This window comes from Thaumasiovibrio subtropicus, assembly GCF_019703835.1.
Classification (GTDB): Bacteria; Pseudomonadota; Gammaproteobacteria; order Enterobacterales; family Vibrionaceae; genus Thaumasiovibrio; species Thaumasiovibrio subtropicus.
The window spans coordinates 1378724-1397634 of sequence record NZ_AP023055.1; the positions used below are offsets into that span (position 1 = coordinate 1378724).

18 protein-coding genes are annotated in these 18911 nt (G+C 45.4%); 8 read left to right on the top strand and 10 right to left on the bottom strand.

Annotated features, from left to right (window positions below; all coding sequences use genetic code 11):
* Positions 1–7: 7 nt before the first annotated feature.
* The gene (gene rtcA, locus TSUB_RS22570) at positions 8–1099 is read left to right on the top strand and encodes an RNA 3'-terminal phosphate cyclase (RefSeq protein ID WP_159064816.1); all 1092 of its coding nucleotides are present in this window, start codon (positions 8–10) and stop codon (positions 1097–1099) included.
* 59 nt (positions 1100–1158) lie between these two features.
* On the opposite strand, the gene TSUB_RS22575 is transcribed toward rtcA, so the two are convergent.
* The 3 genes from TSUB_RS22575 to TSUB_RS22585 all read right to left on the bottom strand — a co-directional run bounded on the left by TSUB_RS22575 (position 1159) and on the right by TSUB_RS22585 (position 3027).
* Positions 1159–1800: a GNAT family N-acetyltransferase gene (locus TSUB_RS22575; protein WP_087017886.1), complete on the bottom strand. Its 642-nt coding sequence runs from the start codon at positions 1798–1800 to the stop codon at positions 1159–1161.
* A gap of 288 nt (positions 1801–2088) precedes the next feature.
* A complete protein-coding gene (locus TSUB_RS22580; protein WP_087017887.1) occupies positions 2089–2289 on the bottom strand; it encodes a hypothetical protein in 201 nt (66 codons plus the stop codon).
* Between the two features lie 99 nt (positions 2290–2388).
* Complete coding sequence (locus tag TSUB_RS22585; RefSeq protein WP_087017889.1) at positions 2389–3027, bottom strand: glutathione S-transferase family protein; 639 nt, start codon at positions 3025–3027, stop codon at positions 2389–2391.
* A 257-nt stretch (positions 3028–3284) separates the two neighbouring features.
* Here TSUB_RS22585 and TSUB_RS22590 point away from each other — a divergent pair, with 257 nt between their 5' ends.
* Positions 3285–3896 (top strand): flavin reductase family protein, encoded by a 612-nt coding sequence (locus tag TSUB_RS22590; RefSeq protein WP_087017891.1) that lies wholly within the window; start codon positions 3285–3287, stop codon positions 3894–3896.
* Between the two features lie 28 nt (positions 3897–3924).
* Here the strand turns inward: TSUB_RS22590 and TSUB_RS22595 are convergent, their stop codons facing one another.
* The 3 genes from TSUB_RS22595 to TSUB_RS22605 all read right to left on the bottom strand — a co-directional run bounded on the left by TSUB_RS22595 (position 3925) and on the right by TSUB_RS22605 (position 10588).
* Complete coding sequence (locus TSUB_RS22595) at positions 3925–4296, bottom strand: VOC family protein (protein ID WP_087017893.1); 372 nt, start codon at positions 4294–4296, stop codon at positions 3925–3927.
* 208 nt (positions 4297–4504) lie between these two features.
* A complete protein-coding gene (locus TSUB_RS22600; protein ID WP_087017895.1) occupies positions 4505–7966 on the bottom strand; it encodes an Ig-like domain-containing protein in 3462 nt (1153 codons plus the stop codon).
* Between the two features lie 777 nt (positions 7967–8743).
* The gene (locus TSUB_RS22605) at positions 8744–10588 is read right to left on the bottom strand and encodes a beta-N-acetylhexosaminidase (RefSeq protein ID WP_159064817.1); all 1845 of its coding nucleotides are present in this window, start codon (positions 10586–10588) and stop codon (positions 8744–8746) included.
* Positions 10589–11102: 514 nt separating this feature from the next.
* Here TSUB_RS22605 and TSUB_RS22610 point away from each other — a divergent pair.
* Together TSUB_RS22610 and TSUB_RS22615 are read left to right on the top strand one after the other, a co-directional pair.
* Positions 11103–11330 carry a glutaredoxin family protein gene (locus tag TSUB_RS22610; RefSeq protein ID WP_087017899.1) on the top strand — a complete coding sequence of 76 codons (228 nt, stop codon included), beginning with the start codon at positions 11103–11105 and terminating at the stop codon, positions 11328–11330.
* A gap of 70 nt (positions 11331–11400) precedes the next feature.
* Positions 11401–11910: a DUF4136 domain-containing protein gene (locus TSUB_RS22615; protein WP_087017901.1), complete on the top strand. Its 510-nt coding sequence runs from the start codon at positions 11401–11403 to the stop codon at positions 11908–11910.
* Between the two features lie 59 nt (positions 11911–11969).
* On the opposite strand, the gene TSUB_RS22620 is transcribed toward TSUB_RS22615, so the two are convergent.
* The gene (locus TSUB_RS22620; protein ID WP_087017903.1) at positions 11970–12557 is read right to left on the bottom strand and encodes a TetR/AcrR family transcriptional regulator; all 588 of its coding nucleotides are present in this window, start codon (positions 12555–12557) and stop codon (positions 11970–11972) included.
* Positions 12558–12661: 104 nt separating this feature from the next.
* Here TSUB_RS22620 and TSUB_RS22625 point away from each other — a divergent pair, with 104 nt between their 5' ends.
* From TSUB_RS22625 to TSUB_RS22635, 3 genes are all read left to right on the top strand, one after another.
* On the top strand, positions 12662–13267 hold the full coding sequence (locus TSUB_RS22625; RefSeq protein ID WP_087017905.1) for a glutathione S-transferase family protein: 606 nt from the start codon (positions 12662–12664) through the stop codon (positions 13265–13267).
* A 19-nt stretch (positions 13268–13286) separates the two neighbouring features.
* On the top strand, positions 13287–13955 hold the full coding sequence (locus tag TSUB_RS22630; RefSeq protein WP_087017907.1) for a glutathione S-transferase family protein: 669 nt from the start codon (positions 13287–13289) through the stop codon (positions 13953–13955).
* A gap of 288 nt (positions 13956–14243) precedes the next feature.
* The gene (locus TSUB_RS22635) at positions 14244–14825 is read left to right on the top strand and encodes a hypothetical protein (protein ID WP_087017909.1); all 582 of its coding nucleotides are present in this window, start codon (positions 14244–14246) and stop codon (positions 14823–14825) included.
* Between the two features lie 45 nt (positions 14826–14870).
* Here the strand turns inward: TSUB_RS22635 and TSUB_RS22640 are convergent, their stop codons facing one another.
* A complete protein-coding gene (locus TSUB_RS22640; RefSeq protein ID WP_202819733.1) occupies positions 14871–15965 on the bottom strand; it encodes an MBL fold metallo-hydrolase in 1095 nt (364 codons plus the stop codon).
* 106 nt (positions 15966–16071) lie between these two features.
* Between TSUB_RS22640 and TSUB_RS22645 the strand changes: the two genes are divergently transcribed.
* Entirely contained in the window at positions 16072–16695 is a 624-nt protein-coding gene (locus TSUB_RS22645; protein ID WP_087017911.1) for a TetR/AcrR family transcriptional regulator, read from the top strand.
* A gap of 88 nt (positions 16696–16783) precedes the next feature.
* Here TSUB_RS22645 and rhtB read toward each other — a convergent pair whose 3' ends face one another.
* The gene (rhtB, locus tag TSUB_RS22650) at positions 16784–17407 is read right to left on the bottom strand and encodes a homoserine/homoserine lactone efflux protein (RefSeq protein ID WP_087017913.1); all 624 of its coding nucleotides are present in this window, start codon (positions 17405–17407) and stop codon (positions 16784–16786) included.
* 172 nt (positions 17408–17579) lie between these two features.
* Complete coding sequence (locus TSUB_RS22655; RefSeq protein WP_087017915.1) at positions 17580–18365, bottom strand: RelA/SpoT domain-containing protein; 786 nt, start codon at positions 18363–18365, stop codon at positions 17580–17582.
* Positions 18366–18911: the final 546 nt, after the last annotated feature.

Sequence of the window (18911 nt, forward strand, 5' to 3'; positions counted from 1 at the left end):
GAAAACGATGGAAACCGTTGTCATTGATGGATCACAAGGCGAAGGTGGCGGACAAATTGTCCGCACCTCTCTCACCCTAGCTATGTTGCTTGGCAAACCGATTGAAATCGTCAACGTAAGAGCCAAGCGAAAAAAGCCAGGTCTATTACGACAACACCTAGCTTGTGCACTTGCCGCCGCTGAAATATGCGGCGGTAACTTGCAAGGCGCAGAGTTGGGTAGCCAACAATTTCGCTTTACCCCCGGAAAAATCAACGCCGGGGAGTATCGTTTTCGTATCGCAACGGCAGGAAGTACAGTATTGCTTGCGCAAACGTTATTGCCGGCACTTGCACTCGCAGATGCGCCATCGCGTATCTACTTTGAAGGCGGGACTCACAATGATTTGTCACCCTCGCTCTGTTTCTTGCAACACAGTTATCTACCTTTACTCACTCGTATGGGAGTCACCACAGAGATACAGCGCGAGTTAGTCGGTTTCAATCCTTCAGGAGGAGGCAAGTGGACGCTCGATATTCTGCCAACACAACAGTTGATGCCTTTGAATTTGGATACGCCTTTGTTACCCGTTGAAACCGAAGAAGGCAAAGCACCGATTCAAATGATGCCGAGCCAAACCCCCGACAGCCATTTTAAGATCAAGGTATTAGTGAACGGACTCTCACCCGATGTGGCTGCAGCCGAGATTGCAGCTGTCCGTGAAAGTCGTCGTTGGAAGCATGCTGCGGAAGAGGTAGCACATGTACAGGCTACGGGCCCCGGAAACAGCTTGCAGATACATATTCCAACTAGCAGCCATACTCATTTATTTGAGTTTTTCGGTGCATATGGTCGCCCAGCGCAACAAGTCGCAAAGAGAGCCGCAGGTAGAGCAAAGCAATTTTTACGCAGTGATGTTACGGTGGAACACTATCTCGCTGATCAATTGCTACTGCCATTGGCATTAGCGGGCGATTCGCACTTCACGACGACAAAACCTAGCCTGCATACTGAAACGAACGCCAAAATTATCAAACAACTGACTGGGTGCGAGATCACCATTCAAGCACTAAATGGCACCCAATGGCATATCAGTACAACACAGAAAGTCCGTCGATGAATTGACCAGCGACAACTGTCGCTGGTCGAAGCCTTGTATTTTTATACCTAAAAACGCGTTCATAGTTGGTAGGCGTATAGACCCGCTCTGTCACTTCTCGAACATAAGCCATGCAAAGGAGAAGAGAACTCATTGACATACACAAAGCCAACCTTTTGATAAAAAGCCCCCGCTTCCACGACATTCGCTTCTACGTTAATGACATGTTCACCACTGTCCCGACAATCAGAGAAAAAAGCCTCCGTCATCTGCGAGCCAATACCCATACCTTGGAAACGTGCATCGATCACGAAAAGCGTTATTTCACTCCCCCACTCCTCTAAAAGTGAAGCGCGATTCCGAGCATGGCAAGACAGCATGGACATCAGCGCTTTTTTCTGGCCAAAGGACACGTCTGAAAGCCCCCAAAACTTAATCAGCTTGAACAACCCTTTTAGGTTGTAACTGAACGGTAAACGCTTTTTGGGCCTAAGATTGTTATGGCCAAAAATAAACCCCGCAACTTCACCCTCAACTTCCGCTATCAAATTAAAGTTACTCATCAAAGGGACATCAGCGGTATAAAACTGCTTCATCAAGGTCGATAGAGAGGCTGGCGAAAAATGCTTGTCGAACTGCCATGCTTGATTGACCAACCTTTCGCATGCTGCGTAATCTTCTGGACGATATGAACGGTATAACACCTTGCTTGAGCTCAACATAAAGAGATCCAAATTCCTTTTCTTTTTTATACCCAGCCACCTCAAGATGCTTATTCAGCGAGAATTTCTAAGTCTGCCATCGAGGCACTGCTTTACAGTTCAAGTCGACTAAAATGAAAGCAGTCACAAAGGTAGTGAGCCTAGAAAACTCGCCCTTCGGGAAGCGACTAGTGGCCTGAGTGGAAACAATACGTCTCTAATCAAGGTGAATGCAACGGTGAAAATGTTAAGAAATGATCAATCGAGAAACATAAACGGACTTTTTCTCTCCCTGTTTGATAAGAAAGATTAGACCGCTGGAAAAATAAAAAAGTAAAAACCGCCATAGAAAAACAGGAACATCAAAAACGCCATAAAACCTGCCCAAAAGTGCGAGCGATTTTCATAGTAGTTAATCCATCCCCCCGCAAAGAAAATGGTTTTGTATACGACAGCATGGAGCAAATTTAAAGCGGCTAAAATTGCGGCAATCAAAAACAGCAGTTCCATGGTTAAACACTCCTTGTTAGCTTCACTTGAATAGCTTCAGAGGCAAGATACAAACAACGAAAAACGACGGTTTTATACTCCAACCGCCGTTTAAACGTCTTAATCGAAAGCGCTCAGATCGACACCTTCAATCTCTGCCACTTCACGCACTGATGGGATTTGAGCGATGCGTTGTAAATAGTCAGCTAAATGCGAAAACGCCAAAGGCGATTTATTCATCGGCATCGCCCAGCCGACAAGCATAAATAAGAAAAAATCACAGGCGGTAATTTTATCGCCAATCAAGTAGGCATTCATTCCGAGTTGATCGTCGATGACTGCTAAAATATCAGCAAGGCGCGTGTGCTGCGCAGCGACGATCGAGTCAGCACCTTGACTATCCGTTGTATGGCGCTGCGGGTAATGAAACAACAGCAACTCTGTTTGCAGCGTATTGTTAAGGTAAGCCAGCCATTGAAAGAACAGCGGACGCTGTTTATCACCGATAGGTGGAATAAGTCCATGCTCAGGGTGCTGTTCGCAAAGGTAAATACAGATGGCAGGACTTTCAAAAAGCACCAAATCATCATCTACGAGGGTAGGAATACGGCCAGATGGATTCAGCTTCATATAGGCTGCGGATTTTTGTGCATTCGATTTTCTGTCAACCAGTTCCAACTGGTAATCTAAGTCCATATACCGCAATAGATAGTGAGGGGCAAGATTGGCATTACGCGGATAATAGTACAATGTATACAAGAGATGCTCCTTTCAATAGCCACACCACAGCAACCTTTGCCGCGGGACCTCATTTTATCATCGAAAGTAAGAGCTGAAAGTAAGAAAGTGTCCAGATATAAAGCAAAAGCATCTGTGTTATTGCAACTCTCACCAAAGCGGCCAGAAATGCACGCTGAACACATCGCTTAAGGTGAAATAAATCCCGTTCATGTACAAGTAGAGAAATAAATTAATTGCAGATAGACTAAACCCTTCTCTCAAAACAAGGATGTGATATGAATATTGTATTGAATGAACTTGAAACAAATCAGATTTATCATCTCTTTACGCAAACAGTCACGCCGCGACCAGTCGCTTGGGTACTAACAGATTCTGGCTTAGAGAACTACAATCTTGCGCCCTTTTCCTATTTCACCCCTATCGCCAGTAACCCACCTGTTATGATGTTCTCTGTGGGCAAAAAGCCAAACGGCGAAATAAAAGACACAATAAAAAATGCAAAAGCAACAGAAAAATTAGTCATCCATATCGCCTCTACAGAGCATGCAAAACTTGTCACTGACTCTGCTGCGACACTTGAGCATGGTGAATCTGAAGTAACTGCAAACAACATAGCACTTGTCCCCTTTGAAGGCTTCGAACTTCCTAGAGTCAAGGATTGTGCTATCGCTTTTGGGTGTAGTTTGTACGAGGTACAAGAAATGGGCGAAACACCACAATCCCTTGTGTTTGCAAAAGTAGAGCAGGTTTATGTTGATGACTCAATCTGCTCTGAGGACGATGAACGCCTGACAATAAACGCGAAAGCGCTCAACCCGCTATCTCGCCTTGGGGGCGCCCAGTATGCAGCAATAGGCGAACCATTCTCGGTTCAACGCCCCAAATAAAGGCATCTCAACAATCTACGCAATCACCTCAAGAGGCAGGGCTTGGAGCAAAAACGCGAATACGGTGCTTATCGGGATCTTCTGCAACGAAGGTCCAACCAAACACAAGCTTTTCCGGCTCTTGAGCCATAGGCACGTCCAACGCTATCCAGCGGTCATAGAGGGATAGCAACGCTGCCTGATCGGCGACTTCAAAAGATAATTCCATCCCTCCTCCCGTCAATATTGCCTCAGGTTTTACAGCTTCGCGCTGCTTTAACTCAACACTCACAGGTCCTAACGAAAAACTGTGGAAGGTGGGCGAAAGAACCTGTGCTGGTTGATAGAAGAGCGAGGCATAAAATTGGCTACTCACATCGATCTTTTCTACATACAAAATTGTCGCTTCTAATCGCATCATATTTCTCCTTCTCCAGTTAATCGATCATAGTGAATCAACTTGTCAGATAACGTCAGTAGAAAAATACCAAACAAAAAGCCAGCCCGGAGGCTGGCTTATGATTGAGAATAAAGGTCGGTATCAACAATATAAGGGCTACTACTGTAGCCCTTATTGTTTAGTGTTTACCTATATTAAACTATTTAAACACGGATTCTTAAAAGCAACCTTAAAGAGAATCATCAAATAGTTCAGGTTGTGGTTCGCGCATTTGAAGCAACCAGTATTTTGGATCTGTGCTGTCTTCTTGGCTTAATACTAACGTATTACCAAGGTTGTACAGCTTCCAAGAAGTATCCACTTTAACCGGCAATTGATACATATACTTATCGCTAGTCCATACTCCATCTTGATTGCGAACAGCTACACCTTGGTTGAATACCGCAAAGACTTCATTCGGTACATTGACGTTATCGAGTACAAACTGTGTACCGTCTAGCAATCGCGTGTTTTTGCTATATTCGCCGTTTAACACTTCACCCTGTTTGGCAAAACGCTGATGACGAATTTGCTGCTCGATAGTACCATCGACTTCGACGTCAACAATTTCCGCAACTTCATGGGCATCATTTCCATTTGCATCTTTTATTCGTGCTGCACCGAATAGAACATGACCATCTAGCTTGCGAGAGGCAACAGCATAAACGTCAGTTGTTGATTGGACGTAACCATCTGCAAACAGGTGAAGTTTCGGCAAGTCTGCAATAGAGTCCCATAGCCAATAACCAATGCCGTCATAACTTCCTTTCTGAGATACCAAGCAACCAGCACCTGAGTCACGCAAAGCAGCTTCAACTGCAATACCTAAGGTTTCAACGCTACGACAGAAATGCTCCGCATCACCCGGCATGACGAACTCTTGTGTGGTAATTTCAAGTGTTTCCAAGTTCAACATACTGAGTAACGGCGGCTGATAAGAGCCAAAGTTCATGTTCTCAGCGTCTAACGTAGCAATGTGCGTTTTGTTAGCAGGTGTTTGGATCCTCACGCCTGCCATTAGCGCTTTTTCCTCCCATGTGCCGGCTGCAAAGTCAAACACATAAGGCGTAACGCCACTATCGCTGCGGGAAACGATTAAGCTGCCCGTTGAGTTAAAGGCAAAGCTGTCATAGGTGAGATTGAACTTACCGTCACGGAAGCCTGACATGTCTATTGCTGTTAAACTGCCATCGCTCAAGTTGAAGCGGTAGTTAACCTGCTGTTGACCTGACGCTGGATTGCCATTGTCTGTCAGCAGCAATACGTAGCCATTACTGCCATCGATAATGCCATTATTCAGTAACTTATGCCCATCTTGTGTATCGGCAACAACCAGAGTCGATGCTGACTCGCCTTCTGACGTCAGTGTAGAAAGATAGATGCCATCTTGTTCAGCTCCTGATACTTGCCAGAATCGATACAAAGTGTCATCGTTTTGGATAGCTTGCACCAAGTTCGCGGTGCCATCGGCTGGCGCCTCGCCTGCAATCGCATTCCACTGATAAACATCCAAATTATCAAGTACGTTGACATTGAGGACGACCTTGCTTGGGTAGTCATTCGCAGAAGAAATCGCACCTAACTCAACAAAGATTTGCTGCAGTGCAACAGGGACATTGTCAATCTGTAACTTATCTTCGCCAGAACGAACCGCTCGCATTCGGCTATTGTCTTCGTCGATTTCAGCAATGCCGATACCTGAGCTATCCACCTTACCCATAAAGCCATACGACGCGAAATCTAGACCATCATCAGCAGCTGTGAATACGTGTTCTACGCCATTTGAGCGAGTAAACTTAAAGCCATACTCGAAGGAATCGCCTTCTTTCATCGTTAGCACACCATCAACAAACTCAGGTGTATAAGCAATGATTTTCGGCTGAATGACTGTCACCGTTTCCTTAAGCGTAAAACCTTTATAAGTAGCAGTAACCTCGACTTGACCTTCAGCCACACCAGTTGCAACGCCATCGGCATCAATTGCTAAAATCTCTGCATTGCTGCTCGTCCAAGCGACACCTTCGGTGATAACAGACACACTGCCGTCATTGAACGAACCGTTGAGCGACATCTGCAGCGTTTCAGCGCGAGAAATGGTGTGATTTGGCAGGTTCAAGCTAATATCTGTCAGCTTCGGAACCACATCAAACGCCTGCTCGGCTTGCAGATCGTTAAATGTTGCCGTTACCGTTGCAGTACCCACTTTCTTAGCTCGGAACTGGCCATTGCCTAGAGACTCCAATATCTCAGGGTCAGACGAGACCCACTCTGCTTGATCACTGAAGTCGACTAAGTAATCATTGAGATGGACACCTAAAGCCTGTACTTGGAATTCATCTTGCAGATATTGCTCACGCTGATCATAATTTAATCGAAGAGAATCTAACACGGCTTGGTCTGCGTTTAAGCTAACAGTGGCTGTCGCCCCCTGATATTTTGCCGTTAGTGTCACTTCGCCAGGTTGAACAACCTGAAGTTGATTTCCGTTCCAAGCCATGGCGTTCGCTGGGCTAAATGACCACTCAACAAGTGACGTCACTTCTGTCGAACTTTCGTTAGACCATAATGCTGCCACTCTCGGATCGAGTTTGTCTCCAACGGTGACTTTTTGGTCTACATCAGTTACCACGATATTTTCCAATGTGGTTTCAAGAACATCTGCCACAAAACTGACCTGGGCCGACGCCGACTGATATTCAGCGGTTAGCGTAATCGTACCTGTCGCAGCCACCTGCCAGTACTCACCATTCTTAACTAAAGCGCCTTCAGGGTAAACGCTGTAGCTCGCAGTGTCAGAAATGTCTGTTGAGCTAAAGTCTGACCACAACGCAAGTACCGATGGTCGTAAGCTATCTCCAAGACTGACTTTTTGCGGAAAACCAACGAGTAGAATGTTCTCAAGAACCGCTTCTACGGGCTCAGATGTCACAATGTTATCGTATCGACCTTCCCATACGTAAATATCAGAGAAACGTGCACTTTCTTGTTCTAGGAACCATGCGTCATTAAATAATGTCTGCCACGCTTCTTGATACGACGTAATATTTAAGCGGTACCATTCTTCCCAAGAAGTATCATTAAGTAATGCACGTAACCAAACGGTACTATTTTCAAAACCAGCCAACGTTGCTGAATAATCAATAATCGCCTTCAGTCCCACGCCATAACGAATAACATTTGGCTCGATAACAGCGCGATCTCTCGTTAGATACGTTGCCCACTCTTCCTTACTAACAAAATTGTTTTTGTCAATATCAGCAAGAACATACTCAACGGTAGAAAAGTTAGTAATTAGCGCATTATTTGATTCATTATCAAGCGCTTCAAGCAGCGTCGAACCACCATATTGGAAGAGAATGATGTTTTCTCTTTGCGCGCGATAAGTGATAGGTTGGTCTTGAATTTTTGTCAGTTGATCATCAGAAATGAAGGCATCTACTGAATATTCACCGTCTGTGTTTGTCTTACCAGTACCAAGCAGCGTTGTACCAGCAAAGATCGAAACATCCGTATTAGCCATAGGACCATCATATACGATCCCTTGGAAGTTAATTTTATTCTGCCCGACTGGGCTTTCTGGTGACTCTGAACTACTACCACAAGCTGTAAGCACAGTAATGAGGGGAATACTCATTAAAATAGGCCTATACATTCCTTCTCCTTAAGATTAATTCAATAAAGCCTAAAAAACCAAACTAACAACGGATGATCATGCACCGCTGTAAATACAGGTTCTTAATTTTAAAAAAGGTATGATTATTTCTTCAGAAAAACCACACTCTAATTTCACGCTCGAAAATATTCATTAGGTAAAATTAAGTCAAGAAATTAATCCGCCCATTAAAAATCATAAAAATGTATATAAATAGCAATTAAACATATGTTTATCCCGGAGTGTCAAAACTGACACGAAAATAGGTTTTGCATAAAAATCATGACCTTAATAACTTCAACATTAGAAAAATGATCGGCGATTATAAAAGTCATATCACTATCAATTACATTTAGGTGCGAGACATCTTCAGGCAATGGTTAACAATCAAAAACTCAATTGTCTAATTGGTATTCATACCTTTTATATAAAATTGCGATCATTCACATATTGTTCATGAAAAAAATAGAAAGTTACCTTGATATCCAACAGCCGCCACGCTCAGGCAACCTCAAGATACTTGCTCAGCGAGACTTTCTAGGTTTGTCTGCAAAGCACAGCTTTGAAAGTCTAGTGGACCAATTCGAAAAGCAGTAACACAGATGACGGACCTAGAAAACGCGCCCAGAGAGAAGTCAGCTTATGTTATTCGCGATCAAATGCACGATGGCTAAGCTAGGCGCATGAAAAAAGCCAGCGTAAAGCTGGCTTTATTGGGCTCTATATTCAATTCACCTCAAGAAGCTTGTCATCAAGCTTCTGAAGATGCGCTAGGATTTACTCAGAGGCGACATTTTCATTCTCTGCAGATCGGTAATTAATGCCTTGTGCTCGAAGTAAATCAACATGCGCGGCCACGCGAGGCAAGAAACCGTCCCAAGACTTATTGTCCGCCGCTGTCCATGCATTCTCTGCGATGGCGAATAGACGCGGATAATGTAAGAATTCTAACTTCTCTTGCGTGTTAACAAACTCTGTCCACACCAGTGCCTGCGTGCCGATGATATTACTTTCACACACCCCTTCCGAGATTTCGAATTTGTAAGCTCGCTCCAAATCGATGTCGCTGGCCCAAAGCACACCAAACTCGTGAACATCGCGATTCCATGCCATATCAAGATATGTATATTGAGCAGGGCACATGATGACTTGATAGCCTTCTTGCGCGGCAGCTATCCCTTTCTCACGGTTTGTCCAAGCGCAAACAATGGCATCACTATCAATTTTTTGGCCATATGATGCTTCTTCCCAGACAGCCAGTTTCTTCCCTTTTTGCTTCAGGTATTGCTGTAAGTGACGAATCAAATGCCCTTCAAGTTCACGAACATTGGCATAGCCCAACGCCTGCGCTTTCGCCGCGCAAGCGGGTGAGCCTTCCCAAACATGATGAGGTACCTCGTCACCCCCCATGTGAACGATCGGCGAAGGGAACAACTCGCACACTTCATCAAGAATGGTTTCAAGCACCGTGTAAGTACCCGGTAATGCAGGGTTCAATACGTTGTCTTGATATTGCTGAATCGACACAAAATCCGATGTATCTTCGGGCTCAACTAGCAGCTCAGGCAGGCACTTAATCAATGCACGCGTATGCCCTGGGATATCAATCTCAGGAATGACGGTCACTTCACGGGCTTGGGCATATGCCAGCACTTCACGCACCTGTTGTTTGGTAAAGAAACCGCCATAGCGGTGTGGCCCAGAACCAAACTGCGGTTCAAGGACCTCCTCCTCACCACGCCACGCGCCTTTCTCTGTCAGTTGGGGATACGCATCAATTTCGAGACGCCAACCCTCATCATCCGTCAGGTGCCAATGGAAGTGATTCATTTTAAGACTCGCCATCCGGTCAATCACGGCTTTCACCGTATCGATACCATGGAATGAACGTGCACAATCTAAGAATTGACCACGATAATGAAAACGTGGTGCATCTTCAATTAGGCAACAAGCGACACGACCACCCGATGTTTTTAACAGCTGTACTAATGAAACGGCAGCATAGAAGAAACCGGCTGAACCCGAAGCACGAATTACCGCCTGCTCTTCGGTAAGATCGAGTCGATAGGCTTCATCCTCAAAGGTGGTATCCAGCTCAAAATGCACGGTACTCGGGCTGTCAGTCACTAAGGCACACGCCACATTCAGTTTCGTTTGTAACCAGTTCACCGCATTTGCCGTGTGCTCAGTATCTCCTGACCAAGATGGCGAGATGGGCAATACAAACTGGCCCTGTGTAGCCGTTACTTTTAATGGCTGCGGGATGATGCCGGGCGCGGCTTCAGGCAAAGTTAAGGGTGATAATTCAAGATTGTCAGGCTGCTGCATGTCATTCATACCCAGCGCTACCGGGATATACTCACCTGCCCGCTTCAAATAAGGACCAATCGGTTGCTCCATCAAATTAAACAGCGCACTCGTATGAGTTTCCAGGGTTGTTACCCAACGAGAGTGAGGGGCGAGTGGAACAAGAGGTGCAATTTCAATATGGCTACCCGCTTGTTTAACAAAAGTAGCGCCTTCAATTGTCTCTTTCTCCATAAAGCGTGGAGTGTCGAAGCAGAGAGTGAAGTCCGTTAACGTTTCATCCGTCCGGTTTTCTAACTCCAGATTGAACTTCATCGTTTTATCTTGATTCTCAAGAATATAAAAATGTAACAATAAACCAGCCACTAAAGATCCCCTGTCGTCATTATGATGTCTTCACTTTTCCTAACCAAAGCAACGCTAAGAAATACGTACTGTGTAGATGGTATCACTCCGACTAAAATCAGCGCGCGATTTGCGCTTCATTATGACAGCATGAAAGACAATCTGCGAAGTAACTCACAATAGAATCAGCGTAATGCACGCTTAACGTGCTGCAAAATAGCGCATCCCATTTCCATCAACAAATGCCACATTGGCGATAAGAACATTTGAGCGTTGAGGTGGCGGGGCGACGCTTGTCAAATCGACAAATCTCTAGCACCTCAACTTGTCAATGAAGGTGTTTAAAAGGGGGGCACATTTTTCACACTTGTACCTGAGGTTCGCTACACTAGCCTGCGTCTGAAGTCTGTTTCTTGAGGTCGCCTGCCTATACATGTTAGATTCAGGAACTTTCTTTATAATCCAGTCTCTATTGAACTAAGCAATGAAACGAGTCGTTCTATATACCGCATCACGATGCCCCCACTGTGAGTCCGCCAAACAGTTTTTGGATGACAAAGGTGTCACTTATCGCATCTGTGATGCTGCCAGCCCAAGAGGCCGTAAAGAGCTGATGGCAATGGGGGCGCGAGGCGTACCCGTGGTGAAAATTGGAGACACAGTGATACGTGGTTTCCAGCCCAAAGCAATGTCGAAAGCACTTTCTAAATAATTTGGCGCTTGAGTATCAAGCCAGCAATTATCTGAAGGGCATCCATCCGTCCTTCGATTGAGGAGAAATAATGATTTATCGTATTGCCCTGATGGCACTCTTTCTAACTGGCTGTAGTATGGCCCCAAGAACAGACTTCAGTGCAAATGTCGATTACTCGCAGTTCGACACCTACCAGTTTGAAGATTCCACAGCACCACGTTCTATTGATGCTAAACGGATTGAAACCGCACTGAACAGCCAGTTACCGGAAAAAGGGATCACGCTTTCTCATACTGACGAAGCGCCGTTGATGGTTATATATCGCATTGAGGATGAAAGAGAACTGCAATCCTTTGGCACTACCGTAGGTTTCGGTTATCACAGCCGCAACATGGGTATCGGTATGAGCACACCAGAGCGCTATCGAGAGGTGAAATTCGGTCGTCTCGTTCTCGAGTTTGTCGATACCCAATCCAACCAAGTGGTATGGCAAGCGGTATCAACCCGCCGTTTGACAGAGTCAATGTCACCTCAAAGACGAGAGGCCTTCTTTGAGAGGGAAATTCGCGAAATGCTCGCACTCTTTCCTCCCTACTAGCGCAGGCCTCGCTCACATTTTCGATACCCTGGCGTAACCGCTGGGGTATTTTTTACTGCTTAACTTAGACGTTGACGTCGAAGTACCTGCAAAGTCACCTGCAAGCCTTTCTCCATCGCTTCATATTGTCGCGCCTTTCCTAGTACACGAATCCCTTGCATCTGCATCAGCACCCATGCTGACATCGCGTTTGACGCAAAATCACTAGGAAGTTCGCCAACTTGCTTAGCATTTTCAAACGCCTGCTCAAATGCGGTCAGCATCCTTGTATAGAGACGGTTTCCTTCTGACAATACACCGTCATCTTCCATCGCCCGTTCTAAAATCGCGTTTTGCATAAAACATCCCATTGTTTGGGTGCGTTGAATTGCTGCAAAGCTCTCCAAATGTTCAATCACATTGTTTAAGGTTGCTGAACTCGGTACACCGTCATGCAAGGAAGGCAACGTCACTTCATCGAGATAGCGAGAAAGTGCCTCCTTGTAGAGCGTGTCTTTATCGACAAATGCGTTGTAAAGGCTGAAACGATTTATGCCAAGATGTGAAACCAAATCCGAGATCGAGGTATTTGCGTACCCTTTACGCCAAAACAACTCCATCGCCTCGCGGAGTTTATCCGCCCGATCAAAACTCTTTGTTCTTGCCATACTTATTTTCGCTTAGCTAAGACAAGTCAAAAACAATACTTGACTCATCGTTCTGAAATTGCCTACAGTGTAATCTAAACGATCGTTCTGAAAAAGGAAGTATGATGAAAATCTATGAAAAAAGTCCCGCGCCTAGCGCACAGCGTGTCTCACTTTTTCTCAAAGAGAAAGGGATTGATGTTGAGCGTATCGATGTCGATATTCGCGGTGGTGAAAATCTCAAACCCGAATTCAAAGCCCTTTCACCCAATGGCAGAATTCCCGTTTTAGTTCTCGAAGATGGCACCTCAATTTGTGAATCGATGGCGATCTGTCGTTACTTTGAAGCCTCACACCCCGACGAAAAACACCTCTTTGGTAATACACCCACCGAGCAAGCACAGGTTGAGATGTGGAATCGCATCTGTGAATTTCAAGGGTTGTATACCGCATTTCAAGCATTTCGAAATCTCACAGGGATCTACAAAGATCGTGAAACCTGTATTGAAGCTTGGGGGGTTGAATCCAAAAATCGCATTAAACAGTTTCTGCCGCAACTAGATGAACGATTGGCTAGCACAACCTATGTGGCTGGTGAGCGTTTCAGTGTGGCTGATATCACGGCATACATCACATGCCAGTTCATTAAAAACCTCGAGATTGACGCCTCAACGTACAGCCATATTGAGCGTTGGCTGGACCTTGTCTCAGCGCGGCCGGCATTCCAATAATGATCATTAAGGAATATCGATGATTGATCTTTACACGGCGGCCACCCCGAATGGCCATAAAATATCTATCGCACTTGAAGAACTCGGCTTGGAGTATCGCGCTCACGGACTCGATCTGATGAGCAAAGAGCAAAAACAGACTTGGTTTACGAACATCAACCCGAATGGCCGTATCCCCGCTATCATTGACCGCGACAACGATGATTTTGCGGTATTTGAATCAGGGGCAATTCTTGTTTATCTCGCTGAGAAAACAGGACAACTTCTACCTTCTGATCCCAAAAATCGGTCAAAGGTAATACAGTGGTTAATGTTTCAAATGGGGGGTGTCGGACCTATGATGGGACAAGCCAATGTCTTCCATCGTTATTTCCCCGAAAAAATTCCAGCCGCGATTGAACGTTACCAAAATGAAGGGCGACGTTTATTTGAAGTTATGGATAGCCAACTGAAGGACACCGAATACTTGGCTGGCAATGCTTACTCCATCGCTGACATCGCGACTTGGCCTTGGGTAAGAATCCATGAGTGGAGCGGTATACGCATCGAAGCGTTACCCAATCTTCAGCGCTGGATGGATCTCATTGCAAGCCGGCCGGCTTGCCAAAAAGGTATTCAAATACCACCCCCTTCCACCTTGTCTGACGAGGAACGCGCCAAGCAAATTCAGAAAATGGTGACGCAATAGGCTATAGTTTTTTGATTTAGTCCACTCGATCTTCAAAACAGTGCCTTGTTGACAAGCCTAGAAACTCTCGCTGAACAAGCATCTTGAGGTGGTTTGAGTATATTTACTCTTAAAGGGGGCAAAAAGCTCCCTTTCGAGATCGCGTTACTCAACCGATAATGACAAAAACCTCAACATTCCATTTAGTTATTTAAAAATACTCTTCAAGATAACTTTGTCTTGCTATTAGTAAAAACACCCTAGTTGCATATACTTTAAATACTATTAAAGCATATGTATGGGGTTGTTATGTGTTTAAGAAATGGTTTTCGACTTGTGTTATTAATCAGCTTGCTAAATGTGGTGGCCTTCGCGACGCCCGTTTGGGGATTCGCTGAAAATGTGAATAGCGCCGTTCGGTTTGGTGGTTGGTCCTATCATCTTGAAGACGAAGTTGTCGAGAATGCCCCAACCTACAATGAAAACCACTTAGGATTGGGGGTTGATGTCGGGCTATACCGCTGGGGAAACTGGCATATCCAATTCTCGCTTAACTACATGAAGGACTCTTGGGATGATCATCTCTATGCAGCCAGCATCACGTTTGATCGGCCAATCGATTTTGAGTTTACCGACTGGACTTTTGCGCTCGGTACGTCGGTGGGTGTGCAATCTCGCTCAATAATGAATGATCACAATGGTGAGTTCACTGGGTTTAGCCGCCGCACGCTGCCTCTCATCATGCCTTACGCAAGGCTCGGCACTAAAGACTTCTTTACCTTGTTTACCGTCTATCCCCAGTTTCGCGAGCGCATCAATGTCGCTGATGGCTCGCGTTCTTACCGCTTGGAAAACCCAGTGGTCTTTTGGCAGCTTGGCTTTACCCTCTAACGAAAGAGGCTATCAGCTTCAACCGCGTTATCACCAGCCTTACCCTTAGTTGTGAATGATATCCGCATCGTAGGCTATCTGACTTTGTTCCGCAGTCTCAGGTAACATGCTACGCCACCATCGGGTTGATACGGTGATATTATCTAACCAAATTGGCTCGCCAAATTGAGGCGTTAAGATATTGACGCCTTCCGTCTCCCCAAGTGCAAGAATGCGCTCGAAGGGTTCATACCAATCATGAAGTGACAGATCGAAAGTACCGTTGTGGATAGGAATCAAGTAGTCCCCGCCAAGATCTAAATGTGCCTGCATGGTATCTTCTGGCATCATATGAATATCACGCCATAGCGGATTATAAGCGCCCGTTTCCATCATGGTGACATCAAACGGGCCATACTTTTCACCAATTTCTGCAAATCCCGAAAAGTATCCGGTATCACCGCTGAAGAACAGATTACGCTGGTTGCTTCGAATCACCCAACTTGCCCACAATGTCTGGTCACGATCACGAAGACCACGACCTGAAAAGTGCTGCGCTGGCGTGGCGACAAGTTCAATACCCGCCACCGTTGTAGATTGCCACCAGTCCAATTCTGTAATCTTGTTCGCATCAACGCCCCACTTTATCACCTGTTCGCCCACTTTTAATGGTGTAACAAACTGGGTCACTTTATCTTGCAAAGCGAGGACAGCATGTTTATCCAAGTGGTCATAATGATTGTGGCTAATTACCACGGCATCGATGGGTGGCAATGCCTCTATCTGAATTGGCGCTTCATGAAAACGCTTTGGCCCAGCCCACTGCACCGGCGATGCGCGTTGACTAAATACAGGATCGGTTAACACAAAACGATCACCCAATTTAATTAACAAACTTGAATGCCCTAAACGGTAAATGGCATCACCACCGTTAAGCAGATCCTCGGTAGAAATCGGACTCAAGGGCACTTCACTGTCCGGCATTGCTGCTTGTCGGTCAGCATTCCAATAAGCTTTCGCTATCTCCCATAGGTTAGAGGCGTCAGTTTTATAAACGGTATCAGTATTGGTAAATTTCATTTGGTCACCTTTCATCATCGTCCCCGCTAACAGCGTTATTAGACACATTACCGCGATAGCAACTTTGCTTGTTCTACGCATCTCACCACTCACAAAAGTAAACTACACGGTGTAGTGTATTGATGAAAAATTGAAAAGTAAACCACTCAGTGTAAAATGGGTTCAAACTAAATCTCGAAAATACACCATGAATAGTGCGAAAAAGACACGTAGCCAATTGAAAAGAGAGGCGATTCTTGCTGCTGCTAAAACCGCTTTTAAAGCGGATGGCGTGCAGTCAACAAGTATGGATAAACTGGCGCAACTGGCACAAGTATCAAAGCGCACCGTTTACAATCACTTCGCGACCAAAGAGGTGCTGGTCATGGAGCTGGTCTCAGAGCTCTGGACAAAAGCGCTGGTAGAAATAGACTTTGAGTATAAGCCCGAAACATCGCTGCACACTCAATTAGCTGCGTTACTAAAGTTAGAAATCAACCTTATTGCGTCAGCGGAGTACTTAGACCTCTCTCGGGTCGCGTTTGGCCATCTCTTCTATGCCCCAGAACAACTCGAAGCACAACTCAGTCGATTTGCGAAACAAGAAACAACGATTCATCGCTGGTTAGAAGCTGCGGTCGCAGATGGTAAAGTCATGCTTGAAGATATTGAAGTCGGCAACGAGCAACTGCATAGTTTGATTAAAGGCCGCTGTTTTTGGCCGCAATTGTTGTCAATGCGCCCTATTCTCACAGCAAGTGAAATTGATACACTTGCAACGCAAACGGCAGCCTTCTTCCTCAGTCATTATCAAGCGAAAAGCCCAGACTAGACATCAGCGCCCGATTTTCCTTCGAGACTCAGGCAAAAACGCCCTACCTGTGCCTCGATGGGATGATCACGATACGGCTCAGATAACCTTATCGCTCCGCTGCGGCAAGCATGCCACCCATCGCAATAAACATTGAACCAAACACTCGGTTTTGCCATAAAGCTGCAGCACTGCTTCGGAAAAAGCGCTGTACGGAGCGAGCAAGTGATGCATAAGTCACCATCACCACAGTATCAACAACCAGCACAGTTAACCCCAAAATCAAATATTGAGGCGCCATTGGCGCTTCTGGCGAGATGAACTGTGGCAAAAATGCAGCCAGAAAAATTATAGATTTTGGATTCATCATATTGATCAGAAAGCCTTGTCGGATGATCTTGGCAGTAGACTGAGCAGTCAATTGAGTATTTTCATCCGCGGTAAGCGAGGCTTTGCTGCGAAACTTCATCACCCCGAGGTAGATCAAATACGCTGCACCACAATACTTCAAAATCGTAAAAGCCACCGCTGAGGAAGCAAGCAATGCACCAAGGCCTAACGAGACCACCAGGAGGTGTACACACAATGCCAACTGAAGGCCGATGATATTCTTAAAGGCAATACGAATGCCGCCATTGAGTGTATTACTGACCGTCGCAACCATACCTGCTCCCGGCGAGAAGCTGAATACAACACAAGCCGCAACAAATGCCAACCAAACCGAGATAACCATAACAATCCGCCTTTAACAGCAATGAAGAGAGCAGAAAGATATTATACCTAACTATCAATAGGGACAATCTGAAAAACACAACAAAAAAGGCCGCATATATGAGTATAATCATGCCGCCTTTGAAGAGAGCTCGTCTCAGAATAGATGTCCGAGTACGAGCTTGGTAGAAAACTTACACCGCCAACACTGAAGGCTGGAGGTACTTTTGCCACGCCTCTTGATACAGATCTTGAGAACGTTGACGTAAGCGGGCAATTTTTGCCACTTCGATATCATTTAACACTCGGGCTTGAGCAACAGCATGGCGTTCCATCTGCTGAATCTCTTCATAGATGTCATGCTCTTCACCACTTTTGATGGTTGCGATATCACGCAAGTGTACTTGCACCTCCGCAATCATCTTGGTTTCAGGCAAACGCACAAGCACGCTTAAATCACGATAGCCTGATGCGGCTGGGTGCTTGAAACGGTTCTTAACACGGACGATTTCAGCTTCTTTACCTAAATATTCAAAAGCAGTCACGACGCCAGCAATATCATCGGCAACCAAAGTACCGCGGGCTAGGTCAGTAATTTTTTCAGTCTGCCCTTCAAGCTCTGTGGCAATTTTGTATTCTGCTCGTTCCGCAGATTTAACGGCGGGAATAATCGGCTGTGCATCACTGAGCATCGCTATTTCATTGAGCAAATTAGAGAGCTCTTGCTGAGCAGGCTGCGCTAACGCATACAATGCGCTGAACTCGGCATGCGGTTGTTGAAGATTTTCGGGATACAGGTTATCGATAGCGTATAAGCCGCTAAGTGAGTGTTTAAAAACACGCTTACTCGCTTGGGAAACAGGCGCTTGGGCTTGCTTAGTTTGCGTATTGGCAGAGTTGCCGACGAAGGCGGCCGCCGCGACTGGCGTACGTCCAAGTACCAACGCGATGACAAAAATTGTCCGTAAAAGATGTGTCATTCAGACTCCTTTACATGCCTGTACCATTCAGGCTAAATCACTGATAAAAAAGGGTATATACAAAAGGACAAATCCGTTTGCTATACAAGAATGAGAGCTCAGTGAAAGCTTGGACCCAAGAGTACAAGCAGTAAGTTTAACCTAACATGAACAGTGTCCAGACTAGCTATAAAATTATCACTGCTGTCTAGAATTTGTGATCACTACTTACTAATTGAAGATTCTTACAAACCTTAACTTGAAAGCACAAACCTTTGCCCCAATTTGCCATCTAAGATTCACTGTTGCTTGGCAAGTTTGAACAAAAAAGGCAGGTAACTAGCCGCTTCGAAACGCGCATCGCTATCACCTCAGCTATCCATCTCCCACAGCAATACCTCTTATCAAAACATAACGCGCGACCACTTCTAACAACATTGCTGCCACCGGCTCAGCACACCTTTTTCACTTCAAATACAACAAACTAAAACCTAAACAAAAATAGTTCTCATATCCATTGCGCCGTTGAAGCTCTAGTGATATAAACGGTGCTAACGCGAATTATTA